A 25,614-nucleotide genomic window follows, 5' to 3' on the forward strand; every position below is an offset into this window, starting at 1 on the left:
AATTAGTCTGATTGTATTTTTTGCAGTTTTGGAGCTATTACAGCTTGACAATATCCTTGATCGGGATTATTTATAAAATAATGTTGATGATAGTTTTCAGCTTTATAGTAAGTTTGCAATCTTGAAATTTTAGTAACTATTTTTTTACTAAATATTTTTTGCTGTTCTTCAATGAAATTTTGAGCTAAAATTTTATCTTCTTCATTTTCGTAAAATATTATTGAGCGATATTGTATGCCAATATCTTCACCTTGTTTATCTATACTTGTTGGATCATGAATTTTAAAAAAGAGTATTAGGATTTCAAGAAGAGAGATTTGTTTTTCATCGTAATTTATTTTGACAACTTCTATGTTACCATCACCATTACACACGCTTTCATAGCTAGGATTTGGTTTTCCTCCGCTATATCCAACTTCAGTATCGATTACACCTTTTAGACGTTCAAATACGGCTTCAATACACCAAAAACAACCACCACCTAAAACGATATTTTTCATTGCGAGTTTTCCTTGAGTTTAGCCCTTTGAAGGGCTAGGATTATTTGTAGTTTTTGATTGCTTTTTCTAAAATTTCAATTGCAGCTTTTTCATCTTTGAAATCTTGCACTTTAACCCATTTATTTGGTTCTAAAATTTTATAAGTTTCAAAGAAATTTTTGATTTTATTTAAAGTTGCTTGTGGTAAATCTGTGTAAGTTTTTATATTGTCATATCTTGCATCTATTTTTGAATTTGGAACCGCAAGAAGTTTTTCATCCATTCCGCTTTCATCTTCCATGATTAAAACACCGATTAAGCGGCAAGGAATCACAGCTCCAGCTTGGATAGGATATTCATTAAGCACTAAAATATCTACAGGATCACCATCATCAGCCAAAGTATTAGCAATAAAACCATAGTTTGCTGGGTAAAACATCGCGCTAGCCATAACGCGATCTACCATGATAGCACCGCTATCTTTATCGATTTCGTATTTTATATTTGAGCCATATGGAATTTCGATTACGGCATTGATTTTATTTGGAATATCTCCGATTTTGATTTTGTTTAAATTCATTTTTTCTCCTTATATACTTTGAATTTTTTTAATCAGTTCTTTCATGTCTGCAACGATAGGTTCGATAGCGCGCTCTCCATCGATAATAAAATGAAGTTTTTTCTTTTGATAAAAATCTAAAATTTCATTTAAAGGTTCTGTATAAACTTTCATTCTATTGTAAAACACTTCTTCATTATCATCTGCGCCACGATTTCTGCCTAAAACTCTTTCTTTGGCAACTTCTTCGCTTACTCTTACTTCTATGACGCCTTTAAGACAAATTTCATTTTGCTCACTTAAAACCTTATCAAATTCCATCATTTGCTCTACGCTTCTTGGATAGCCATCGATGATGATAGTTTTAGTTGGAGCAGCTTTTAGAGCACAAACTATAGTATTTATAACAACATCTAAAGGAACAAGATTGCCTTTGGAGATAAAACTATCTATAGTTTTTCCAAGCTCGCTCCCACTTGCTACTTCAGCTCTTAAAAGATCTCCTGTTGAATAGTGTGTGATATTTGTCGCATCTGCTTGTGCGATTAAACTAGCATCGGTAGTTTTTCCACTACCTGGTGCACCTATGATTAAAAACAATTCTTTCATTTTATATTCTCCCTTAATTTGATTCCTAATTCTCTCATTGCTTCATTGCTAGCAGGCGATGGTGCATCTGTCATTAAGCATTGCGCTCTTTGGGTTTTTGGAAAGGCTATAACCTCTCTTATGTTGTTTGCTCCTGTAACTAGCATGATGAGTCTATCAAGTCCTATAGCGATACCTCCATGTGGTGGAGCACCAAAACTTAAAGCATCAAGCAAGAAGCCAAATTTTTCTTTTTGTTGTTCTTCATCGATATTTAAAAGTTTAAATACTTTTTGTTGAATATCATTTTTATGGATTCTTATACTACCTCCACCTAGCTCAACGCCATTTAACACTACATCATAAGCAATAGATGAAATTTCTTCTAAATCAGTCTCATCAATATTTTTTGGCATGGTAAAAGGATGGTGCATCGCAGAATAACTTCCGTCATCATTTTGCTCAAACATAGGAAAATCAACAACCCATAAGAATTCCAAGGCATTTGGATCTATAAGTTTTAACTCGTTGGCTAAGAAAATTCTAAATCTTCCCATATAATCAAGCACGGTTTTTTTAGCTCCTGCACCGAAAAATACCACATCTCCTACTTCAAGCTCACAGCGTTTGCTTAGCTCATTTAAATCTTCTTCGCTAAAGAATTTACAAAGTGGACCTTTAAGCCCATCTTTTTTAACTTGTATGAAAGCTAAGCCTTGGGCGCCAAATTTACGCACAAATTCTTCAAATCTTTGCATTTGTCTTTTTGAAAAAATAGTATCGCCTTTTGGAACGCGTATGGCTTTGATGCGATTTTTCTTTGTATCTTTGGCAATATTTGCAAAAATTTCATTATTTGACTTAGTGAAAATATCAATCACATCAATAAATTTAAGATCAAATCTTAAATCCGGCTTATCAGAGCCATAATTTTCCATAGCGTCTTTGTATTGCATTTGTCTAAAAGGGGTTTGAATTTCTTTGCCGCAAGCTTTGAAAATATCTTTTAAAAAAGTTTCAGCTACCTTGATCACATCTTTTTGTTCGCAAAAGCTCATTTCAACATCAATTTGTGTGAATTCAGGTTGGCGATCAGCTCTTAAATCTTCATCTCTAAAACATTTTGCAATTTGAAAATAACGATCAAAACCGCTACACATTAAAAGTTGTTTGAAAAGCTGAGGGCTTTGTGGAAGAGCATAAAATTCACCCTGATGCACACGAGAAGGCACGAGATAATCTCTTGCGCCTTCGGGAGTAGCTTTGGTAAGAATAGGGGTTTCAACTTCTAAAAATCCCATATTTGCCAAAGAATTTCTAGCTGCTATACAAGCTTTAGAACGCAAGGCAAAATTTTCATAAAGTTTAGGATTTCTTAAATCTAAAAAGCGATATTTTAAGCGTAATTCTTCATTTACACTTTCATCAGCGATAGCAAAAGGAGGTACGGCACTTTCATTTTCTATGGTAAGTTTAGAAACAACTACTTCGATTTCTCCTGTTTTTAACTTAGGATTTACAAGTCCTTCGCCACGCGGACGAATAGTACCTTCTGTAATAAGTACAAATTCATTTCTTGCATTGGAAGCGATTTCATGAGCTTCTTTACTATCATTTGGATCGCAAACAAGTTGGATAATACCGCTTCTATCTCTTAAATCTATAAAAATAACTCCACCATGATCGCGGTAGCTATTTACCCAACCGCAAAGTTTAACGCTTTGACCAACATGGGAAATTCCCAAGTCTGTATTATAATGACTTCGCAAATTTATTCCTTGAAAAAGATTTTTTAAGATAATGAGCAAAATTATAGTATTTTTATTCTTTTGCTTTGCTAAGATTTGATATAATTTTTTATGCAAAATAAAATAGATTATAAAAATATTAAAAAAATTGGACTTGTTACGCGACCCAATGTGAGTTTAGATAAGGAAATTTTAAAACTTCAATCGATTTTATCTATATATAAAGTTGAACTTGTATTGCTTAAAGAAAGTTCTGAAATTTTAGATTTGCCAAAGTATGGATTGGATGATTTGTTTAAAATATCCGATTTTGTTATTTCTTTAGGTGGAGATGGAACTTTGATTTCTTTATGCCGTAAAGCTTGTGAATATGATAAAGCAGTTTTAGGAATTCATGCTGGACATTTAGGTTTTTTAACAGATTTTAAAGTTGATGAAGCTGAAAATTTTTTTCAAGCTTTTTTTCAAGGAGAATTTAGAATAGAAAAGCCTTATTTGTTAAGTATTTTTTTAGAAGATAGGCAAGGAAAAATTTTAGAAAAATTGGCTTTTAATGATGTGGTTATCAGTAAAAACAATCAAGCTTCTATGGCTCATATAGAAGTTTTTAGAAAAGAAAAGAAATTTAATGAATATTTTGGAGATGGGCTTATTGTTGCAACTCCTGCGGGTTCAACAGCTTATAATTTAAGTGCAAATGGACCCATAGTTTATACTTTAGCTCAAGCTTTTATCTTAACTCCTGTTTGTTCTCATTCTTTAACACAACGCCCTATTGTCTTGCCAAAAGGTTTTGAAATAGAGATTATGGCAAAGGATTGCATGCTTTGCATTGATGGGCAAGAAAATTATAAAATGAATGATTTTAAAAGTATAAAAGTGGGTTTAAGTGATAAAAATGTGGCTTTAATTCATCCAAAAAATAGGGATTATTTTCAAATTTTAAAAGAAAAATTACACTGGGGAAATTGATGATAAATAGAATTTTTATGAAAGAAAATCTTGGTTTTAAAAAGGCTGAGCTTGAAATTTCTAAAGGGCTTACCGTTTTTACAGGCCTAAGTGGAGCTGGAAAATCGGTCTTGTTTAAAGGAATTTTATCCGCATTTTCTTTGAGTGAAAGTGAGGCTAAAATTGTCGAAATAGAAGTAGATGATAAGTTGGATTTAGAAAGTTTTGGTATAGAAAGTGAAGAGGAGAATGTTTTTAAGCTCTTAAAAGAAAAAAACACAAAATATTTTATTAACAATCAAAGCATAGCGAAAAAAAGTTTGCAAAATTTAAGTAAAACTTTTATTAAGTATTTAAGCGCAAAGGAAAATAACGAATTTGGAAATGAAAAATTTTTAAATCTCTTAGATGCCTTGGAGATGCAAGAAAATACAAATTTTGTTTCCTTTTTAGAAGATTTTAAAAAAGATTTTAATGCTTATAGTCAAATTTCTAATGAGCTTAATGCAATTTTAGAAGAAGAAAAAAAAGTAGAAGAATTAAAAGAACTAGCTAGAGCACAAATTGAAAAAATTTCAAGCATTAATCCTAAAATAGGTGAGTATGAAGAGCTTTTAATACTTAAAAAAAAGCTTTCTAAAAAAGATAAATTAGAAGAAGCTTGGAGTAAGGCAGAGCGTATTTTTGAGCTTGAAAAAGTTGTTATTGAAGCTTTAAATTTAAGCGAAGTTGATGCGAGTTTTTTTAGTGAATGTTTAAATGAATTGCGTGTGATTTGCGAAAATCAAAAAATGGAAGATTTGGATTTTGATGTGGAGGCGCTTTTAGATCGCATTGAAAATTTATCCTATCTTATCAAGCGTTATGAAAGCATAGAAAATGCTTTAGAAGTTTTAAAACAAAAAAAATATGAGCTAGAGCATTATGAAAATTTAAGTTTTGAAAAAAAAGAACTTGAAAAAAAATTTCAAGAATTAAAACAAAAATTAGAAGAAAAAGCACAAATTTTAACTCAAACAAGAAAGAAAAACCTTAAAAAATTAGAAAAATGTTTAAATAATTATCTTAAAGATCTTTATATGAAAGATGCAAGTTTGACGCTTAAAGAAAATGAAAAAATTTCAATTTTAGGCAAAGATGAGATAATGCTAGATATTAATTTAGCTCATTTAAAAAATTTAAGTTCGGGTGAATTAAATCGCTTAAGACTTGCTTTTATAGCCACAGAATGTAATATTTTAAATGCAGGCAAAGGGATATTATTTTTAGATGAAATTGATGCAAATTTAAGTGGAAAAGAGGCTATGAGTATAGCTAAGGTTTTAGAGGAACTTTCTAAGTTTTATCAAATTTTTGCTATTTCTCATTTGCCTCAACTTTCCTCTAAGGCACATAATCATTTTTTAGTTGAAAAAAATGGTGAAGAAAGTAAGGTAAAAAAGCTTGATCAAGAAGAAAGAATTAAAGAACTTGCTAGGATGGTAAGTGGAGAGCTTGTTAGTGATGAAGCGATCGAATTTGCTAAGACCTTATTTAAGAATTAAGCGGATTTTTTATTTTGCTATGTTAAAATATATAACTATAAAAATTTCCTTTCTTTTGAAACAAATATAATAAAAAATTTTAGATATAAAGGTATTTTACACACTATGAATAAGAAAATTTTAATTATTGATGACAATAAAATGCTCGGCAAACTTTTGGCTAAAAAAATTCAAATGACTTTAGATTATGAGGTAGATATTGCTTTTGGTTTTGCTGAAGCTAAGGAGTTAATGAATAATGATTATTTTTTAGCTTTTGTGGATTTATGCTTGCCAGATGCCCCAAATGGTGAAGTTGTGGATTATGTTATAGAAAAGAAAATTCCTGCTATTGTTCTTACGGCTAGTGGTGATAAGGCTACTAAAGAAAAATTTATGGATAAAGATATATTAGATTATATTTTTAAAGAAAGTGAAACTTGCATTGATGAGATTATTAGTTCTATTGTAAAACTTAATCAATATGCAAAAACTAAAGTGATTGTAGCTATGAGCAAGCTACCTGAACGTAATGAAATTAAAAAAATACTTACTCAAAGACAATTTAATGTTTTAGCTGCGGCTCATGGCGAAGAAGCAATGAGTTATTTAAATGATAATAATGATGTTAAGCTTATTATAGCAGATGTCAATATGCCAGTAATTAGCGGTTTTGAGCTTTTGACTCAAGTAAGAGAACGTTTTAGTGATGATGAATTAGGTGTGATTCTTTTGGGGGATCATAATGATTCATTTGAAGCGAATTCTTTTAAAAATGGAGTTAATGAGTATTTGTTTAAGCCTTTAAGCAAAGAAAGTTTTAATTGTCGCTTAGATCGTTGTTTATCTTACATGGATGATAAAAAATTTTTAAGCACTTATAATGTTTTAGATCTTGTATCTGGGGTTAAAAATTATAATGCTTTAATCGATGGAATAGATGATTATTTTAACGAAATAGCAACAAAAGACGAGGAATTTGCTTTTGCTTTCTTAGATATAGATAATCTTCAAATGATTAACGATGAATACGGCCGTGAAGTTGGTGATGAAGTAATTAAAATCTGCGCCAATGAAATAGTTAATGAAACTAAAGGAAGAGATCTTGTAGGTAGATATAGTGCAGAAAAAATTTGTATTTTGCTTAAAAATATATCTCAAGAAAGAGCGATTAAAATCTTTTCTCGTATACGAGTAAATATAAAAAAAGCTGGTGTTTTAGTTAATTTAGATGAAGTCTTTTTTACAGCTTCTATAGGCGTGGTTTTTGGAAAAAGTGGAGATAAGATTGATTCTTTGGTTGATAAAGCAAGTAAAATATTGTCTCAAGCAAAAGATAACGGCAAGGATAGAGTTGAAGTATGTTCTTAAATCTTGATTTTCAAGATGGTTTAAGGATTGTTGATACGCATTGCCATCTAGACAGTGAAGCATTTAAAGATGATTTAGATGAAACTTTAAATCGTGCTTTTAAGAATGGTATAGAGAAAATCATCATACCTGGTGCTGATATAAAAGACTTGCCTTATGCAGCTACAATTGCTCATAAATATAAAAATATTTTTTTTGCAGCAGGGGTGCATCCTTATGAAATTGATAATTATGATGAGAAAATTTTAAGGCAGTATTTATGCGATGAAAAGTGTGTAGCTGTAGGTGAATGTGGGCTTGATTATTTCCGTTTTAAAAGTGATCTTGCTGAAGAAATTCAAAAAGAAAAAGAAAATCAAAAAAAGATTTTTATCGCACAGCTTGAACTTGCTATTGAATTTAAAAAACCTGTTATCATTCACTCAAGAGAAGCAAATCATGATACTTATGAGATTTTACATGGGTATTCTAAGGATCTTGTAGGAGGAGTTTTACACTGCTTTAATGCAAGCGAACATTTACTAACTCTTTTTGAAGATGGATTTTATTTTGGTATTGGGGGAGTTTTAACTTTTAAAAATGCTAAGAAATTAGTTGAAATTTTACCTAAAATTCCAAAAGATAGACTACTACTTGAAACTGATGCTCCATATCTTACTCCAGAGCCTTATCGCGGTAAAAGAAATGAACCTTTGTTAACTCAATTTGTAGCAAACAAAATGTGTGAAGTATTGAATTTATCAAGAAAAGAACTTCTAGAAATTTGTTTTAACAATTCTGAAAAATTATTTTTTAAAGGTTATTAATGAAAAAAATTTTATTGTGTTTTTTAATATGTTTTAATTTTCTTTTTGCACAAATTAATACTCCTGAATTTTATGAAAGACAAATGAATGTTTTAAGAAATTTAGATATTAATCCAAGTTTTATCAGTGATTTGATTTTTGTGCAAACTCAACAAGATATAAAATCAAAACATGCTCAAACTTTAATAGATAGTATGCAAAATTTTTCAAAAGTTACTCCTATGATAAGAAAAATTTTAGCCCAGCAGGAAGTTCCTGATGAGATTTTGTATCTAGCTATGGTTGAATCAGGCTTGAAAACTCATAGCGTTTCTAATGCCAAGGCTGTAGGGGTTTGGCAATTTATGCAACCAACAGCTAGAAATTTGGGTTTAAGAATCGATGCTTATGTTGATGAAAGGCGTGATCCAGTCAAGTCAACTTATGCCGCTACAAATTATTTAAAAGAGTTAAAAGAAGAATTTGGCAAATGGTATTTGGCACTTTTAGCTTATAATTGCGGAAATGGCAAGCTAAGACAAGCTATCAAGCAAGCAGGAAGTGATGATTTAAGTGTTTTATTGAACCCTGATAAGAAATATCTTTCTTTAGAAACTAGAAATTTTATAAGAAAGATTTTAACGCTTGCTTTTTTAGCTAATGATAGGGATTTTTTACTAGATAAAGATGCGTCTTTAATGAATTATGCTTTAAGCAATGAATTTGCAAAAGTTGATGTGCCTTCTTCTGCATCTTTAAAAGAAATAGCTAAAAATTTAAATATGGATCTTGCAACTTTTAAGAAATATAATCCACAATTTAAACATAATTTTACGCCTCCTGGTAAAGGGTATTATATGTATATACCACTTAATAAAGTAGCATTTTTTGATAAAAATTTTAAAGCAGAAAAACTTGCGAAGGTTGATACAACTATACCTATGACAAGAACTTATACCGTTAAGTCTGGTGACTCTTTATATAAAATAGCAAAAAATTATAATATAAGTGTTGATGAAATTCGAGAATTCAATAAAATAGCAAAAAATCATCTTAGCATTAATCAAAAATTAATTATACCAATCAAGGAGAATAAAAATGCAAATAAAAACAATTACACTAGAGTTGTCAGCCGTTAGTCTAGGGGCTTTATTTTTTAGTGGTTGTTTAGGCACTAGTTTTTTTTCTAGCTTGGATAATGCTCAAGTGTATTATCCTTCAAATGATTTTAAAAGCAGTCCTAGTTCTTCAGGGACTAAAGGAACAATGAAGCCTTATACTATCAACGGTAAAACTTATTATCCTACTGTTGTAGCAGTAGGCGAAACTGCTGATGGTATTGCGAGTTGGTATGGGCCAGGCTTTCACGGCAAGAAAACCTCTAATGGCGAAACCTATAATCAAAATGCTTTAACCGCGGCTCATAAAACTTTACCTATGAATACCATCTTAAAAGTAACCAATCTAAATAACAATCGTCAAGTTACCGTTCGTGTGAATGATAGAGGTCCTTTTGTAAATAATCGTATTATAGATTTATCAAAAGGAGCTGCTAGTCAAATTGATATGATTGCTTCAGGAACAGCTCCAGTAAGGCTTGAGGTTATAGGGTTTGGATCAAGTAATTCGGGTAATAATATTGTACATTCTAATGTAAACTATGGAAATAGTGGAGAGATTGCAAATAATGGACAAATTTATGAAGGTGGAAATTTCATGGTTCAAATTGGAGCCTTTAAAAACCCAGCTGGAGCACAAACGATAGCAGCAAGATATAAAACTTATAGAACTTATAGCTCTACTATACGCACAAGCTCAGTGGATGGGTTAAATCGCGTTTTCTTAACAGGCTTTAGAAGTGAAGATGAAGCAAGGGATTTTGCTGCAAGTGGTGCATTTGCAGGTGCATTTGTTGTAAGAGAGTAGAAATTATGACAGAATTGATTTTTTTGGATGTAGATGGCTGTTTAACTGATGGGAAGATTATTTATACTTCTAATGGAGAATTTATTAAAGAATTTAATGTAAAAGATGGAGCGGCTATCGAGGCTTGGCTAAAGCTTGGTAAAAAAATTGCTATTATTACAGGTAGAAATTGTCCTTGTGTTGAAAAAAGAGCTAAAGATTTAAAAATAAAAATTTTATATCAAGGTATCAAGGATAAGTTAGCTTGTGCAAAAGAAATTTTACAAAAACTTAATTTAGATTTTTCTCAGTGTGCGGCTATTGGAGATTATTTTAACGATAAGGCTTTGCTTGAAAGTGTAGGACTTAGTTTTAAGCCAAAAGATGGTCATAAAGATTTAAATGTAGACATAGTGCTTAGCAAAAAAGGTGGTAAGGCTGCTGTAGCACAGATGATAGAAATTTTAGTAGAAAAAAATCATCTAGAAGAAGAATGGAATAAGCTTTGGCTATAAAAATTTTTGGAATTTTAATTGCTCTTTTTACAATTACTTTTACGATTTTAAGTTTGCAAGATCCGTATTCTTTGAATTTGCAAACTAATGCTTTAAATTTTAAAAATATTGAGGCTAAAAATTTGAAAGCTTATGAGAGTAATACTAGTATAATTAAGGCATATTATAAGGCAAATTCTTGGGTGAGATATGCAGATAGAGATGAATTTAATGATTTTATTACTTTAAATTTAGATTTTAATCTTAGCGCGAATCGTTTAGAGTTTTTCAATAAAGATATGAGCAAGGTTTTGTTTGAAGGAAATGTTACTTATATAGGTTCTAATAATGTCAAAATTATTTCTCAAGAGGTAGAATACCAACCTAAGGATAAAATTTTACACACAAATACTAATTTTAAAGCTCTGATCAATGGAAGTATTATTAACGGAAATACTTTAAACTATGATGTAAAAAACAAAATTTTAAATATCCAAGGAGTAAACGCGTGGTTGCAAGACAAATAATTTTATTGTTAGTTTGTGTAAGTGTAACTTGGGCAACTCAAATTGAAGTAAAAGCTTTAAATTTTTACTCAGATGAAAATAAGGGTGAAAGTATTCTTAGTGGAAATGTAGAAGTAATTAGAGGTGATGATATTTTAAATTCTGAAAAATTGATTATTTATACGGATAAAAATCGCAAACCTATTCGTTATGAAGCAATGCAAAATGCTAGGTTTAAGATTGTTTTAAAAGGTAAAACTTATAAAGGTAGTGGAGATAAATTTATTTATAATGTTATTAAAGATACTTACGAGATTAATGGTCATGCTTATATAAATGAGCTTGGAAGCAATCAAAAACTTTTTGGTGATAAAATAATAGTCGATAGAAAAGCTAATATTTATCGAGTGGAGAGTAAGGATCAAAAACCTGCTCGTTTTGTGTTTGATCTTAAAGACAAATGATAATTAGTGCTAAATTTATCACTTCTTTAGTGAAATTTGATGAGAATTTGAGCTCAAATTTTAGTGAAGTAGCATTTTTGGGGCGTTCTAATGTCGGAAAAAGTTCTTTAATCAATTCTTTGTGTAAACAAAAAAATTTAGCCAAAAGTTCGGCAACTCCTGGAAAAACTCAGCTTATAAATTTTTTCGAAGTAATTTGCAGAAGAAATGAAGAAAAATTTAATATCAATTTTATCGATTTGCCAGGGTTTGGTTATGCAAAGGTTTCTAAAAATTTAAAAGAAATATGGAATCAAAACTTAGATGAATTTTTAAAATTAAGAACCTCGATAAAGTTATTTATACATTTAATCGACTCAAGACATACTCATTTAGAGATCGATGTAAATTTAAATGACTATTTGAAAAGATTTTTACGACCTGATCAAAAAATTTTAAAAGTTTTTACCAAATGCGATAAATTAAATCAAAGTGAAAAAGCTAAGTTAAAAAATGAATTTAAAGACTCTATTTTAGTTTCAAATTTGAATAAATTTGGCCTTGATTCTTTAGAAGATATTATTATCAATCAAACTTTAGGTCTTGATAAATGAGAAGAAATTTAAGTGCTTATAAAGCAAAATTTAATGGAGCTTATGTCTTTTTAGGATTTTTTTTTCTAATTTATCAGATTCTTGGTTCGACTTTTGTATATACCCCGTTACTTTATGGGATTTTTTTCTGTTATATGTTTTGCTTACTAGAAGAGAGAGAAAGAACTTTTTCAAAGCTTGATTTTAGATGGTATTTTTCTTTATTTTTTTTATTTTTTACTGATATAACTTATAATTTTTTTATTTTTTCATCTTGGTTGGCATTTTTTATTTTTTATTATCTTTGTGCAGATTGGATTAAGACAAATTTAAAAATTGGTAAATTTATCCCTGTTGTTTTTGTGCTTTGTGCTTACGGCATTATTTTGTTTTTGGATATGATATTGTCTTATATTGGAGATGAAAAAATTAAAATTTTAGGATGGGCGTATATTGTTTCAGTTTTTATAGAATGTTGTTTAGCTTATGTGTTTTTTAAAGGTAAAATTTAAATGAGAATGCGTTTAGTTGTTGGATTTATACTATTGTTTTTTATATTTTTATTAAGTCGTGTGTATTATTTGAGTATAAAATCAAATGTATATTATGAAGAGCTTGCTAAACAAAATGCCATAAAAACTGAATTTTTACCACCTGTTAGGGGTCAAATTACAGATAGAAATGGAACTTTATTGGCTATTAATGATTTGGGTTTTAGTATTTCTATTAAACCTTATTTAAGTATTAAAAAGTCAAATAAAGGAATTTTGGATAAAGAATTATCTGAACTTACAAATTTATTTCCCGATTTAAATGCTAGTAAATTAGCAGAAATTTATAAGAGAAATGATTCTTACTATAATCAAGATTTTATTAAAGTAGTAGATTTTATACCCTATGATGAGATTATTTCGCATTATTCAGAGTTAAATCTTAATAAAACAATAAAAATAGATCCTGTTGTAAAAAGAAAATATCCTTTTGGAAAATTGGCTTCGCATATTATTGGGTATGTAGGTAAGGCAAATTTGCAAGATGTTCAAGAAAATGAAATAGCAAAACTTTCTAACTATACGGGAAAAAGCGGTATAGAACGCTATTATAATGATATTTTACAAGGAGAAAAAGGAACTAGGGTTTATAAGGTTAATGCCTTAAATCAAGAAGTAGAACAGCTTTCTTACACTCCTGCTATGTCTAATGATATAGAACTTACGATAGATATAGAGCTTCAGTCTTATTTAACTTCATTGTTTGAAGGGAATGCTGGAGCTGCTATAATTATGAATGTAAATGATGGATCTATTTTAGCTGCAGGGAGTTTCCCTGAATATGATCTTAATCCTTTTGTAACAGGGATTTCTTTTAAGGATTGGGATGAGCTTTCAAATAGTCTTGATCATCCTTTTACAAATAAACTTATAAATGGATATTATCCTCCAGGTTCTGTTGTAAAAATGGGAGTAGGGCTTTCTTTTTTAAATTCTAAAAATATTAGCCCGTCGACTCATTATGTTTGCAATGGAAGCATTGAGCTTGGAGGCAGGTTTTTTAGATGTTGGAATCGATCAGGCCATGGACCTGTGGATTTAAAACATGCGATAAAATATAGTTGTGATGTTTATTTTTATAATGGCAGTTTGCAAGTTGGAATCGATCAAATAAGTGAAACTTTATCTCGCATTGGCTTTGGAGTGAAAACAGGGGTAGATTTACCTAGTGAATTTGTAGGAACTTTACCAAGCAAAGAATGGAAGATGCAAAGATATAGACAATCTTGGTTTCAAGGTGATACTTTAAATACAGCTATAGGTCAAGGTAATTTTCTTGCAACACCTATGCAAATTGCTAGATATACGGCTCAAATCGCAAAAGGTGGAGAGGTTATACCTCATTTTTTAAAAAGCATAGAAAATAATAATACAACTATAGAAAATCAAATGGATGAAAATAAAAAAGAAATTTTTACTTTATTTGAAAAGAGTCAATTGCCTTATATAAGAGATGCAATGTATGCTGTTGCTAATGAGCAAGGAGGAACCTCTTATCGTTATTTGCATAATCTTGATGTGAAAGTTGCAGCAAAAACAGGAACTGCTCAGGTTGTGGGATTTTCACAAACAGATAAAAATAGGGTTGATGAAAAACAATTTGAGTATTATACTAGATCTCATGCGTGGCTTACTTCTTATGCTCCTTATTCTAAGCCAAAATATGTAGTTACCGTTCTTTTGGAACATGGTGGGAGAAATATTACTTCAGGGGCAACTGTAGCTAAAATTTATCAAAAAATGATTGAACTTGGATATTTTAAATAATTTTTAGTTGTAAATTGAGTTTTTCAAAAAAAACTTTTTTAGCAATTGGTTTAAAAATCTTGTATTAAACAAATTATAAGTTTAATACAAGGAAAATTTATCTATGTTAACAAAAGTATCTTAAAAGATGGCTTTTGTTCTTTTTTCAAGCCAAACTAGAGCTTTTGGATAATCACCTAGCTTAGGAGAAAGTTTTTCAAATACTTCTTTGTGATAATTGTTTAACCATTCTTTTTCTTTTTCATCTAACATTTTTGTATCAATACAAGATATTTCAAAAGGACAAAGAGTAACAGGTTTAAAGTATAAAAACTCTCCAAAATCTTTATTTTTAGGATTTTCTACTTTGGTATGAATAACTAAATTTTCAAGTCTTATACCCCATTTACCTACTTTATAAATACCTGGCTCTATGGAGGTTAGCATACCTTCTTTGGCTTTTGTTTTTTCAAGCACAGGGGATAGATAAGATAAAACTTGTGGACCTTCATGGACATTTAAAAAATATCCCACGCCATGTCCTGTGCCGTGTATATAGTCAATTTGTTCTTTCCATAAAGGTGCGCGTGTGATTGCATCAAGTAAGGGCATAGTTATATCTTTTGGAAAAATTGCACTGGAAATGGCAATATGTGCTTTTAAAACCAAGGTATAGTCATGAATTTGTTCTGCATTAGCCTTTCCTATTGGTACAACGCGTGTAATATCTGTTGTGCCGTTTTTATATTGTCCACCAGAATCAATAAGTAAAAGCCCATCTTTTTTAAGATAAGCAAAACTCTCTTTTGTGGCTTTATAATGTGGATATGCTGCATTTTCGTTAAAGCCTGCTATAGTGGCAAAACTATCACTTATGTAGTACTTGCTTTGTGCTCTAAATTCGCTTGCTTTAACATCTATGTCTAATTCGCTTATTAGTTCTTTATTTTTTATCGCTTCTTCAAGCCAGGCAAAAAATTTACATAAAGCCACTCCATCTTCTATCATAGCATCTTGTATATGCGCTATTTCTTTTGTATTTTTAGCTGCTTTTAAGTGAGTGCTTGGATTAATTTCTTGAATGATTTTTACGCTTTTATCTAAAGAATTTATGAGTAAAGCGGTCATTTTTGAAGGTTCAATAAGCAAATTTGTATTTGCAAGTTCTTCAAGCTCCATGATGATTTTATCATAATTTTTAAGCCAAAACCCATCTAAATTTAATTTTTTTTCAAGTTCTGAATTTACTTTTTTCTGATCAACAAAAAGCAAGGCTTTGTCTTCCAAGATTAGCAAATGACTTAAAAATACAGGATTATAATTTACATCATTCCCTCTTAAATTTGTAAGCCAAGCTATATCATCAAGGCTGGAGATTAAATGAGAGGTAACATTTAAATTTTTCATTTTTTGACGCACTAATGCTAATTTTTCTTTTCTTGAGTAAGAGCAGTATTCTAGTTCGTGTTCATAAATTTTTTCTTGTGGTAAAGTGGGACGATCTTTCCAAAGTGGACTTATCAAATCTATATGTTTTAAATTTGCCTTGCAATTAATCTTTAAATCTTTTTGCAAAGATAAAGGTAAAAGTGCAAAATCGATGCCTAAAATTTGATCTTCGCTTAAATTTTTTTCCAACCATTTGGTAAAAGTATTTTTAGCATCTTGCTTTTGTAAAAGTATGCCACTACCTTCTAATTCCTTTTGTGCTTGAAGCCAATATCTTCCATCTACCCACAAAAAGCCCTCTTCTTGTGTGATAAGAACTGTTCCAACAGAACCCTTAAAGCCACTGATAAAGACTCTGTTTTTGTAATATTCTGGTAAATATTCGCTCAAATGCGGATCCGCGCTTAAGATGAGATAGGCGTCAATATTATTTTCTTTCATTAATCTTCTAAGTTCTAATACTCTTTGTTTGTAAATACTCATATTTTCTCCTTAATATTAATTTTTTAGTATTTTATTGATAGGTTTTTTGAGTATAAGTAAAATTATAACAGCACCAAGTAATATCCACATACATTGGTAAAATAAATTTGGCAAATAAGCTATATTTTCTTCACTTGCTTTACCACCTATGAATCCAGCTAAAGCATTGCCTAATGCACTTGCTACAAACCAAAGTCCCATGACTTGAGATTTAATTAAATTAGGTGCAATTTTTGTCATTATAGAAAGTCCCACAGGGGAAAGGCAAAGCTCTCCTAAAACCATAAGCAAAAAGCTACTGACAAGACACCAAGGTGAAACTAAAATAATTTGTGATGAATTTTCTAAATTTTCTCTTAATGTATTAGCATCGCCATTTAAACTAATTGCATGATTTGAAGCTAAAGCCATTATTAAAAATGCCAAAGCTACACCCAAAAGTCCTAATGCAAATTTAATAATAGATGAAATTTCTTTATTATTTTTGGCACATATAGTCCATATAAAAGCACTAAAAGGTGCAAAAAGTATAACAAATAAACCTCCAAGAGATTGAAACCATATTGTAGGAATTTCATAATTTAATATGGTTTTATCTGTTAATTTTTCTGCAAAAAAATTAAAAGAAGTGTATTGTTGCTCATATACTGACCAAAATAACGCAGCCGCTAAAAATAAAACAATAAAAATAATTAAATTTCTTTTTTCTTCTATTTTTAAAGAAGTAAAAGCGAAAAGATATAAAAAATAAATTCCAGCACAAGCTAAGATAGTTAGAATAATATTTTTATTAATAACTTGTGCATCTAATTTTATAAAACCACCAAGGATTAAAAATATTGCTCCAAGCAAAACAATACCTGATACAATGATGATGTAAAATGCGTTTTTGCTTTTTTTGCTTGGTCTATCCCAAGTAGAGTCTATGCCAACTTTTTCATCAAATTCTTTTAAATCAGGCATAGTTTTTAGGTAGAAAATAATTACCGCTAAAAGCATACCAATCCCACCTGCACCAAAACCAAAATGCCATCCGTATTCTTTTTGTAAAAAGCCGCAAATTAAAGGAGCTACAAAAGCACCAAAATTAAAGCACATATAAAAAAGAGTAAAACCAGAGTCACGCCTTGCATCATTTTTTTTATAAAGCATTCCAACCATTACAGAAGCACAAGTTTTAAAAAGTCCTGTACCTATAACCAAAAAAACCATACCAACAAAAATCATTTTATTGTTAAAATAAGAAAAGGCTATGCACAAATGTCCAAATGCTATAGTTAAAGCACCTAGTAAAATTGCTCTTTTTTGTCCTAAGTAATTGTCCGCAAGCCATCCACCTGGCAAAGCAGCAAGATATAAACAACTTGCAAAAATTCCCATAATTGCACTTGCTTCTTCAGGTTTTAAGTTCATTCCACTTTTTTCAAAACTTGCTATCATAAAAAGGTAAAGCAAGGGACGAATTCCGTAAAAAGAAAATCTTTCCCAAAGCTCAGTAAGTGAAAGAGATAAAAGTGGTTTTGGATGTCCAAAAAATGAAGTATCTAAATTTTTTACATTTTTACTCAATTTATATCCTTTGTGTATTTTTATTTATAAATTATAGACAAGAAATTAAAAAATATGTATAACTTTGTAATATTTTTAAATGATTTATATCATAATGTTACTTTTTTGCAAATATAAAAAAAAGAAATATTAAGATCAATTTTCAACTTTGGTGTATTTTGTATTTTAAGTTTAGTTAGATAATTGCTTATTTTTTTTGTTAAGATGGTTTTTTAGCAATAAAAAGCAAAAGTGATACAACAAAAAGCATCCACATGCATTGTCCAAAAATATTAGGAAGTTGATCGATGTTTTTAATATTGACATTTCCTCCTATAAGTCCTGCAACAAAATTTCCAAGCGCACTTGCTACAAACCAAAGTCCCATGATTTGATTTTTGATTAAATCAGGGGCAACCTTAGCCATTATAGAGAGTCCAATAGGAGACACGCATAATTCCCCAAGTGTTAAAAAGAATATACTTATGATAATCCAAGCCATGGATATTGGCAAACCATTGTTGTTTATTAGATTTTGTGAAGCAAAGGTCATCATCATAAAACCAATACCGGCAAATAATATTCCTAAAGTAAATTTTCCAATGGAAGAAAAATATATATTTTTTTTCTCTAAAAATATCCAAATATAACTTGCTATAGGAGCAAGTATGATGATAAAAATTGGATTAAAAGATTGAAACCAGTTTGTTAGAATTTTCCAATCAAAAATATTTCTATTTGTAAAATCTTGCGCAAAAAGATTATAAGCAGTAGGTTTTTGTTCAAAAGCACTCCAAAAAAAAGTGGCTGCAAAGAATAAAACAATTAAAATTGTTAATTGCTGTTTTTCTCTTTTATTTAAAGCTTTAAAAACAAAAAGATATATGAAATAAATTACCAAACATAGTAAAATTACAATTAGAAGTTTTTTTGATAGTATTATATGGGATTAATATTTACAAGATTAATAAACATTAGAAAAAATCCAATAATACTTAACAAGCTTATACTTAGTATAAGAGTTAAATTTTTTACTTTTTTAAATGGTTATTCCCAGTTTTGCTTTAAGGTTCAATTTTTATGAAATTCTTCAAGCTCAAGGGCAGCTTTAAAATATAAAATAAGCAAAGAGATTAGCATACCTAAACCTCCTATGACAAATCCTAAATGATAATTCCATTTTGCTTGAACAAAACCACATATAAGAGGAGCAATGAATGCTCCAATGTTAATTCCTATATAAAAAATCGTATAGCCAGTATCGCATCTTGTATCATTTTGTTTATACAACATTCCAACTGTTACAGAAGCGTTAGTTTTAAAAAATCCAGTACCAATAACGATAAAAGTAAGCCCTAGGAAAAACATAGGTGTGCTTAAAATAGATAAGGCTATGCTAATATGTCCTAAAGCTATAATAAAAGAACCTAAAAATAAAGCCTTTTTTTGCCCTAAATAATTATCAGTAATCCAGCCTCCAGGAAGTGCTGCTAAATACAAGCATCCTGCAAAAATGCCATAAATTGCCGAGGCGTATTCAGTGCTTATTCCAAGTCTACCTTTGCTTATGGTTGTTGCCATGAAAAGCACAAGTAAAGATCGTATGCCATAAAAAGCAAATCTTTCCCAAAGTTCTACCATTGATAAAGAGAATAAGGGCTTGCGATGACCTAGGAAATTTGTATCGAGTTTTTGTATTTCTTGTTTAGTCACTTCCCAATACCTTTCTTTTTTTTATGCTTAAAATATTTTAACTAATAGTAATAGAAAAATAATTAAATTACAATATTTTTAAATATTTTTTTTATAATAATATTTAAAAATATAATATTTTAATATTATTATAAATTAACAAATTTAAACATTAAATCAAGCTTTAATTTTAAACCCTGTGTATTGTATAGTTTTATTTTATCAATTTTTAAAGCTATAGGAAGATTTTCTAAATTTTGTATAAAATTGAGTAAGTCTTTAAAGTTGCCATTTAAACTTAGAAAAACATAATTATAGTGGATAAAATTTTTGTTTTCTTGGGAAAATTTTATTTCATTAATGGTTAAATTTTTGGATAAATTATTGATTTTTTTATTGAAAAAATCTTTATCATAAAAAAATAAATGCAATTTTTCTTTATAGTATTTTAATTTTTCTTCCTCTGTTTTTATCTGTTTTGTTAGCTTTGTCTCTATTTCTTTAAGATGTGAATTTTCTATTTTTGCTTCATTTAATGCAAGGTAATTATGTTCTACTAATGTTTTTTGAAAAATATCTTCCAAAAAGCGATCATGAATTTTAAAAGCTAAAAACAAAGCACAAAGGCAGATAAAAGAAATAAAAAGAAATTTTTCCCTAGGATTTAAATTTTGCAAAAATACTTCTATTTTATTCATGTATGACTTCTAATATGATATTCAATGTTTCTTCATTTTTATCAAGGAATTTAAAAGTAGAATTTAGATTTTCTAATGCTCTTTTAAAGTGGTTTTCATCGATAAAAGAAAGAATGATTTTTGTTTGTTCAAATTCAAGATTTGTGATTTTAAGTTCATTGGAATTAAGCCATGATATGATTTGATTTAGAATGATTGCCTTATTTTTATCTAAATTGATTTCTTTTGTTATGGTGGATAAAATATGAAATTGTTGTTGTGTAGATGATATTTTATTGGAAAGAGTAAAGTTTAAATCTTGTATGTTTGTTAATAATTTTTGCTTATCTTGTTTTAGTTTAGAAATTTCTTCTTGTATGATAAAATTTTTATTTTGAATTTCCTTATTTTGTTTGTACTCTATAAAATCTTTAAATAATAAAATCATCATGCTAAGACTAAAGCTAAAAATAAATATTAATATAATTTTAAAAGAAATAGATATTTTTATTTTATTATGCTTGATAAAATTACAATTTTGATCTAGATTTTTTATACTATATGAACTTAATTTCAATAAACTATTTTTATCAAGAATATCATTTAGATTTAAACATTTTATTTGAGATGAGAAGTAATGTTTGATTGTATCCAAATCCTGATAAAGTAGCAATTTGCTTTCATAGTGTTTTAAAAGTTCTATAAATCGATTTTGTTTAAAAAATAAATCCATATTGCTTGGGTTGAAATTTTCGATTTTTTTAAGATTGATAAATTTTCCCTCTTGGTAAAAATATAAATATAAAGTTTGATCATATAAATTTAAAACACAATAATCACTTTCCTCAATAAATCTTTCATCAAATAAAGCTTGAAAAATTAAAGGCTCGGGAAAGCAAAAACGACTTTTTTTCAATTTGTAAACAGGTGCTAAAAAACAATGATAAATTTCATTATGTTTAAAAAAAGCTATTTGATAGTCAAAGGGTTTGCTTAGCTTAAAATCTGCAGTTAAATTGTTAAAAAGTTCGTCTTCTTTGGATATTCCCGTTCTTTGAGCATAAAGTAAATCTGTAGATTTTATAAAATTTATTTTATTTAATGAATTAATTTTCATCATTTAGAAGTTTTTTTAAAAATTCTTCATCTTTTTGCCAGTTTTTTTTCACTGTTACAAAAAGCTTTAAAAGTACCTTTTTTTGGGCAAGTTTTGAAATTTTAAAGCGTGCATCTTTGCCTATTCTTTTTAAAGTTGCCCCTTCTTTTCCTATAAGCATACCCTTGTGAGAGTTTGTATCTGTGATGATATTGGCTTCTAGGATTAAAAGATTAGGTGTGTCTTTGGTGCGATGGATAAGCACTTCGCTACTATAAGGAAGCTCATCGCTTAAATTTTCATAAATACTTTCAAGTATGAAATCTCTATAAATTTCTTTTTCGCTACTCGCACTTAAAAATTCAGGATCATAAAAATATTCATGTTCGTCAAGATATTTTACTATCTCATCTAACAAGCCTTTTTTATAGCTTTTTTTCTTAGAAGAATAAGGAATGATAGCCTTAAAATGTTGGCTAAATTTTGCATATTCGCTAAGTTTTTTTAAAAGTGTAGCATTGTCGGTTAAATCTACTTTATTTAAAGTGATGATATGTGGTACTTGTGGGTTTAGACTAAGAAAATTTTCATAGTCTTTTGTACTATCAAAAACACTCGCCACAAATAAAATCACATCACAATCCCCCATGGATTTAATAGCACTTTGGACAAGCAGTTGATTAAGCGTAGCACCGCTTTCGTGAAGTCCTGGGGTATCGATGAAAATGATTTGATTTTTTTCATGCATCACTATGGCTTTGATTTTACGCCTTGTGGCGTTTTGTTTGTGAGAAACTAGGGCGATTTTTTCTTCTAATAAGGAATTGATTAAAGTACTTTTTCCTGCATTAGTACGCCCTATGATACTAACAAAGCCACTTTTCACAAAATATACCTTGCAAGATCTTTATTTTCTATGATATCTCCGAGTTTTTCTTCTACCATTTTTTTATCCACTACGAATTTTTTACCCGCATACTCATCAGCTTCAAAACTTAGATCTTCAAGTAATTTTTCTATCACAGTATGTAAGCGTCTAGCACCTATATCTTGCATTTCTTCATTGGCTCTTGAAGCTATTTTTGCTATTTCTTTAATGGCTTCATCATCAAATTCAAGTTCTAAATTTTCAGTTTTTAAAAGCTGAGAGTATTGTTTTAAAAGTGAATTTTTAGGGCGTGTTAAAATTTCATAAAGAGCTTTATCATCAAGACTATCTAATTCCACTCTTAAAGGAAAGCGTCCTTGCAGTTCAGGGATAAGATCACTTGGTTTGCTAAGATGAAAAGCCCCTGCAGCGATAAAAAGAATATGATCGGTTTTTAAAGTACCTATTTTTGTTTGTACATTTGATCCCTCGACTATAGGAAGTAAGTCTCTTTGCACCCCTTCTTTACTTGGATCTTGGCGGTTTGAATTTCCGCTTGAAACAGCGATTTTATCGATTTCATCAATAAAAATAATACCTTCATTTTCCGCTCTTTTTAAGGCTTCGCTTTTGATGCTTTCTTGGTCGAGGATTTTTTCTCCTGCTTCATTTTTTAAAGCATTTTTAGCGTCTTTGATTTTCATTTCTTTTTTGACTTTTTTACTGCCAACGCCTATAACCTTAACTATATCTTGCATTGCACCCATTTCAGGAGGTAGGTTGGGATTGGTATCAAACATATTTTGTGAAATTTCTATCTCTATGGTGCTTTCATCAAGATCGCCATTTCTTAGTTTAGTTCTCATTTTTTCAAGACTGTTTTTATATTCTTCTTGTTTTTCATCGCTGATACCCTTTGGTAAAGGTGGTAAAAGTTTTTCTAAAATTTTATTTTCTATAAATTCATCGATTTTATCTTTGTTTTTTTCTCTTTGCTCATTTTTTACCAAATTTAAAGCCGCATTGGCAAGATCTCTTACCATGCTTTCTACATCACGACCTACAAAACCTACTTCAGTATATTTACTTGCTTCGATTTTGATGAAAGGAAAGCCCATCATTTTAGCTAAACGCCTAGCGATTTCTGTTTTTCCTACACCTGTAGAACCTATCATCAAGATATTTTTTGGCACTATATCATCTTGCAACTCAGGGCTAAGTTGCATTCTGCGGTAGCGATTTCTTAAAGCTATAGCTATGATTTTTTTAGCTTTTTTTTGTCCTATAACATAATCATCTAAAAATTTAACGATTTCTTTTGGAGTTAGATTCATTTCTCATCCTCAATTACATAAGTTTTGATATTGGTATTGGTATAAATGCAAATTTCACCTGCGATTTGAAGACTTGATTTTACAAGTTCTTCTTCATCTAAATCGGTATGTTTTGCTAAGGCTCTAGCAGCTGAAAGCGCATAGTTTCCACCACTTCCTATGGCTGCGATTTGTCCATCTTCAGGTTCGACCACATCGCCTGTACCAGAAAGTAGAAAAATGTGATTTCTATCAAGTACGAGCATCATGGCTTCAAGTTTTCTTAGGTATTTGTCTTTTCTCCATTCTTTAGAAAAGTCAATTGCTGCTTTTAAAAGATCGCCTTTAGAACTTTGAAGGAGATTTTCAAACATATCAAAAAGATTAAAAGCATCAGCTGTTGATCCTGCAAAACCTGCTAAAACTTTGCCATTGTTGAGTTTTCTAATCTTTACAGCATTGCCTTTTAGCACCGTATTTCCAAAGCTTACTTGTCCATCTCCGCCAATTACGGATTTATTTTTACCTTTGTAAGCTAAAATCGTTGTTGCGTGAAACATTATTCTGCCTTTATATTTATGTTAAATTTAGCATGGATTGCGTGTCCAAGTTTTACGCTTACTTCGTGGATTCCTAAGCTTTTTAAGGTATCACATTCTAAACTTTTTTTATCGATTTCTATATGGCTTTGTTCTTTTAGGGCGTGAGCGATTTCATCTTTGGTTACGCCACCAAACAAACTTCCATTTGCACCTACGGGTTTTGAAATTTCAAGAGTGATTTTGCTAAGTTCTTCTTTGAGTTTTTCTAAATTTGCGATTTCAAAGCGTAAATTTTCAGCCTCTTTTTTCTTGTCGCTTTCATATTTTCTTAAAACTTCATTAGTAGCTGCTTTAGCAAAGCCTTTAGCGATTAAGAAATTTTGTCCATAGCCGTCTTTTACTTCTTTTATTTCTCCTGCTTTTCCAAGTGCTTTTACATCTTTGATTAATAATACTTTCATTTTATTCCTTTATTAAAATTTTCTTCCATTTTTTCCTGCGATGATAAAACGCAAAGCATTAAGCTTGATAAAGCCTGCTGCGTCTTTTTGATTATACACTTCATCTTCTTCAAAAGTACAATAAGCTGCGTTAAACAAGCTATCGTTCGCACTTTCGCGTCCTATAACCATCACATTGCCTTTATAAAGCTCGAGCTTTACTCTGCCATTGGCGTGAATTTGAGACTCATCGATTAAGGCTTGAAGCATCATTCTTTCAGGCGAGAACCAATAGCCATTATAAATTAAACTCGCGTATTTTGGCATGAGTTCATCTTTTAAGTGTGCTGCTTCTCTATCAAGCGTGATGCTTTCAAGCGCTCTATGTGCTTTTAAAAGTATAGTACCGCCTGGAGTTTCGTAACAACCACGGCTTTTCATGCCTACATAGCGATTTTCTACTATATCAAGGCGTCCTATACCGTGTTTGCAGCCTAGTTCGTTAAGTTTGGTTAAAAGTCCTGCAGGACTTAGTTTTTCTCCATTTATCGCTACTAAATCTCCTTTTTGGAAATCAAGTTCTATAATTTCACTTTCATTTGGAGCGTCTTTTGGGCTTTTACTCCATCTCCACATATCTTCTTCAGGTGCGTGTGCAGGATCTTCTAAAACAAGTCCTTCGTAAGAAATATGAAGTAAATTTGCGTCCATAGAATAAGGGGATTTTCCTTTTTTCTTAGAAATATCAATGCCATGTTTTTGCGCATAAGCAAGGAGTTTTTCACGACTGTTTAAATCCCACTCACGCCATGGAGCGATGATTTTTAAATCGGGACTAAAAGCAAGATAACCAAGTTCAAAACGCACTTGATCATTTCCTTTGCCTGTGGCGCCATGACTTACCGCATCAGCACCTGTTTGCAGGGCAATTTGTGCTTGAGTTTTTGCTATGAGTGGTCTTGCTATACTTGTTCCTAAAAGATACTCTCCTTCATAAATTGCATTGGCTCTAAACATAGGAAATACATAATCTTTAACAAATTCATCTCTTAAATCTTTAATGAAAATATTTTCTTCTTTTATGCCTAAAGAAAGGGCTTTTTTTCTCGCAGGTTCGAGTTCTTCGCCTTGACCAATATCTGCTGTAAAAGTTACAACTTCACAATTATACTCATCTTGAAGCCATTTTAAAATAATGCTCGTATCAAGCCCTCCAGAATACGCTAAAACTACTTTTTTTACTTCATTTTTCATAAGATATCCT

General features: G+C 30.2%; 25 protein-coding genes and 1 pseudogene. 12 read left to right on the top strand and 14 right to left on the bottom strand.

Annotated features, from left to right (window positions below):
* Positions 1 to 2: 2 nt before the first annotated feature.
* Genes msrA through aspS form a run of 4 tightly spaced genes read right to left on the bottom strand, consistent with a single transcriptional unit; the run spans position 3 to position 3,395 of the window.
* Positions 3 to 500 (bottom strand): peptide-methionine (S)-S-oxide reductase MsrA, encoded by a 498-nt coding sequence (msrA, locus tag FBF20_RS03450; protein WP_002890709.1) that lies wholly within the window; start codon positions 498 to 500, stop codon positions 3 to 5.
* 40 nt (positions 501 to 540) lie between these two features.
* Complete coding sequence (gene ppa, locus FBF20_RS03455; protein WP_002867724.1) at positions 541 to 1,059, bottom strand: inorganic diphosphatase; 519 nt, start codon at positions 1,057 to 1,059, stop codon at positions 541 to 543.
* Positions 1,060 to 1,068: 9 nt separating this feature from the next.
* Complete coding sequence (locus FBF20_RS03460; protein ID WP_002859580.1) at positions 1,069 to 1,647, bottom strand: adenylate kinase; 579 nt, start codon at positions 1,645 to 1,647, stop codon at positions 1,069 to 1,071.
* The gene (aspS, locus tag FBF20_RS03465) at positions 1,644 to 3,395 is read right to left on the bottom strand and encodes an aspartate--tRNA ligase (RefSeq protein WP_002890710.1); all 1,752 of its coding nucleotides are present in this window, start codon (positions 3,393 to 3,395) and stop codon (positions 1,644 to 1,646) included. The genes FBF20_RS03460 and aspS overlap by 4 nt, the downstream gene beginning before the upstream one ends.
* 90 nt (positions 3,396 to 3,485) lie before the next feature.
* Here aspS and FBF20_RS03470 point away from each other — a divergent pair, with 90 nt between their 5' ends.
* From FBF20_RS03470 to mrdA, 12 genes are all read left to right on the top strand, one after another.
* Complete coding sequence (locus tag FBF20_RS03470) at positions 3,486 to 4,346, top strand: NAD(+) kinase (RefSeq protein ID WP_002858573.1); 861 nt, start codon at positions 3,486 to 3,488, stop codon at positions 4,344 to 4,346.
* Positions 4,346 to 5,869 (top strand): DNA repair protein RecN, encoded by a 1,524-nt coding sequence (locus tag FBF20_RS03475; RefSeq protein WP_002871805.1) that lies wholly within the window; start codon positions 4,346 to 4,348, stop codon positions 5,867 to 5,869. Before FBF20_RS03470 ends, FBF20_RS03475 begins: the two co-directional genes overlap by 1 nt.
* Positions 5,870 to 5,974: 105 nt before the next feature.
* Complete coding sequence (gene cbrR, locus FBF20_RS03480; RefSeq protein WP_002870095.1) at positions 5,975 to 7,219, top strand: bile resistance response regulator CbrR; 1,245 nt, start codon at positions 5,975 to 5,977, stop codon at positions 7,217 to 7,219.
* Entirely contained in the window at positions 7,210 to 8,025 is an 816-nt protein-coding gene (locus FBF20_RS03485; RefSeq protein WP_002852210.1) for a TatD family hydrolase, read from the top strand. The genes cbrR and FBF20_RS03485 overlap by 10 nt, the downstream gene beginning before the upstream one ends.
* Positions 8,025 to 9,143 (top strand): lytic transglycosylase domain-containing protein, encoded by a 1,119-nt coding sequence (locus FBF20_RS03490; protein ID WP_002890711.1) that lies wholly within the window; start codon positions 8,025 to 8,027, stop codon positions 9,141 to 9,143. The genes FBF20_RS03485 and FBF20_RS03490 overlap by 1 nt, the downstream gene beginning before the upstream one ends.
* Positions 9,103 to 9,930: a septal ring lytic transglycosylase RlpA family protein gene (locus FBF20_RS03495; RefSeq protein ID WP_002890712.1), complete on the top strand. Its 828-nt coding sequence runs from the start codon at positions 9,103 to 9,105 to the stop codon at positions 9,928 to 9,930. The genes FBF20_RS03490 and FBF20_RS03495 overlap by 41 nt, the downstream gene beginning before the upstream one ends.
* Before the next feature lie 5 nt (positions 9,931 to 9,935).
* Entirely contained in the window at positions 9,936 to 10,424 is a 489-nt protein-coding gene (locus FBF20_RS03500; RefSeq protein ID WP_002858506.1) for an HAD-IIIA family hydrolase, read from the top strand.
* Positions 10,415 to 10,930 carry a membrane protein gene (locus FBF20_RS03505; RefSeq protein ID WP_002855039.1) on the top strand — a complete coding sequence of 172 codons (516 nt, stop codon included), beginning with the start codon at positions 10,415 to 10,417 and terminating at the stop codon, positions 10,928 to 10,930. Before FBF20_RS03500 ends, FBF20_RS03505 begins: the two co-directional genes overlap by 10 nt.
* On the top strand, positions 10,912 to 11,373 hold the full coding sequence (locus FBF20_RS03510) for an LptA/OstA family protein (RefSeq protein ID WP_002852252.1): 462 nt from the start codon (positions 10,912 to 10,914) through the stop codon (positions 11,371 to 11,373). The genes FBF20_RS03505 and FBF20_RS03510 overlap by 19 nt, the downstream gene beginning before the upstream one ends.
* Positions 11,370 to 11,966 (top strand): ribosome biogenesis GTP-binding protein YihA/YsxC, encoded by a 597-nt coding sequence (gene yihA, locus FBF20_RS03515; protein ID WP_002852258.1) that lies wholly within the window; start codon positions 11,370 to 11,372, stop codon positions 11,964 to 11,966. Before FBF20_RS03510 ends, yihA begins: the two co-directional genes overlap by 4 nt.
* A complete protein-coding gene (locus FBF20_RS03520) occupies positions 11,963 to 12,457 on the top strand; it encodes a membrane protein (RefSeq protein WP_002852364.1) in 495 nt (164 codons plus the stop codon). The genes yihA and FBF20_RS03520 overlap by 4 nt, the downstream gene beginning before the upstream one ends.
* Entirely contained in the window at positions 12,458 to 14,263 is a 1,806-nt protein-coding gene (gene mrdA / locus FBF20_RS03525; RefSeq protein ID WP_002890720.1) for a penicillin-binding protein 2, read from the top strand.
* 120 nt (positions 14,264 to 14,383) lie between these two features.
* Here the strand turns inward: mrdA and FBF20_RS03530 are convergent, their stop codons facing one another.
* From FBF20_RS03530 to FBF20_RS03575, 10 genes and pseudogenes are all read right to left on the bottom strand, one after another.
* A complete protein-coding gene (locus FBF20_RS03530) occupies positions 14,384 to 16,174 on the bottom strand; it encodes an aminopeptidase P family protein (RefSeq protein ID WP_002852238.1) in 1,791 nt (596 codons plus the stop codon).
* A gap of 15 nt (positions 16,175 to 16,189) precedes the next feature.
* Positions 16,190 to 17,743, bottom strand: a complete 1,554-nt coding sequence (locus FBF20_RS03535) for a peptide MFS transporter (RefSeq protein ID WP_002890721.1) — start codon at positions 17,741 to 17,743, stop codon at positions 16,190 to 16,192.
* Between the two features lie 171 nt (positions 17,744 to 17,914).
* Positions 17,915 to 19,435 (bottom strand): annotated as a pseudogene (locus FBF20_RS09100) (peptide MFS transporter).
* Between the two features lie 128 nt (positions 19,436 to 19,563).
* Complete coding sequence (locus FBF20_RS03545) at positions 19,564 to 20,112, bottom strand: hypothetical protein (protein ID WP_002852208.1); 549 nt, start codon at positions 20,110 to 20,112, stop codon at positions 19,564 to 19,566.
* Entirely contained in the window at positions 20,105 to 21,211 is a 1,107-nt protein-coding gene (locus FBF20_RS03550) for a hypothetical protein (RefSeq protein ID WP_021034203.1), read from the bottom strand. The genes FBF20_RS03545 and FBF20_RS03550 overlap by 8 nt, the downstream gene beginning before the upstream one ends.
* A complete protein-coding gene (era, locus tag FBF20_RS03555; RefSeq protein ID WP_002852114.1) occupies positions 21,198 to 22,073 on the bottom strand; it encodes a GTPase Era in 876 nt (291 codons plus the stop codon). Before era ends, FBF20_RS03550 begins: the two co-directional genes overlap by 14 nt.
* Entirely contained in the window at positions 22,070 to 23,389 is a 1,320-nt protein-coding gene (gene hslU / locus FBF20_RS03560) for an ATP-dependent protease ATPase subunit HslU (protein WP_002852226.1), read from the bottom strand. The genes era and hslU overlap by 4 nt, the downstream gene beginning before the upstream one ends.
* The gene (gene hslV, locus FBF20_RS03565) at positions 23,386 to 23,928 is read right to left on the bottom strand and encodes an ATP-dependent protease subunit HslV (RefSeq protein ID WP_002781630.1); all 543 of its coding nucleotides are present in this window, start codon (positions 23,926 to 23,928) and stop codon (positions 23,386 to 23,388) included. Before hslV ends, hslU begins: the two co-directional genes overlap by 4 nt.
* Positions 23,928 to 24,371, bottom strand: coding sequence for a 50S ribosomal protein L9 (rplI, locus tag FBF20_RS03570; RefSeq protein ID WP_002781628.1), 444 nt, complete (start codon positions 24,369 to 24,371; stop codon positions 23,928 to 23,930). The genes hslV and rplI overlap by 1 nt, the downstream gene beginning before the upstream one ends.
* A 12-nt stretch (positions 24,372 to 24,383) precedes the next feature.
* Complete coding sequence (locus FBF20_RS03575; RefSeq protein WP_002852200.1) at positions 24,384 to 25,604, bottom strand: argininosuccinate synthase; 1,221 nt, start codon at positions 25,602 to 25,604, stop codon at positions 24,384 to 24,386.
* Between the last annotated feature and the right edge of the window lie 10 nt (positions 25,605 to 25,614).

It is taken from the genome of Campylobacter sp. CFSAN093259 (assembly GCF_012889985.1).
GTDB classification, from domain to species: domain Bacteria; phylum Campylobacterota; class Campylobacteria; order Campylobacterales; family Campylobacteraceae; genus Campylobacter_D; species Campylobacter_D jejuni.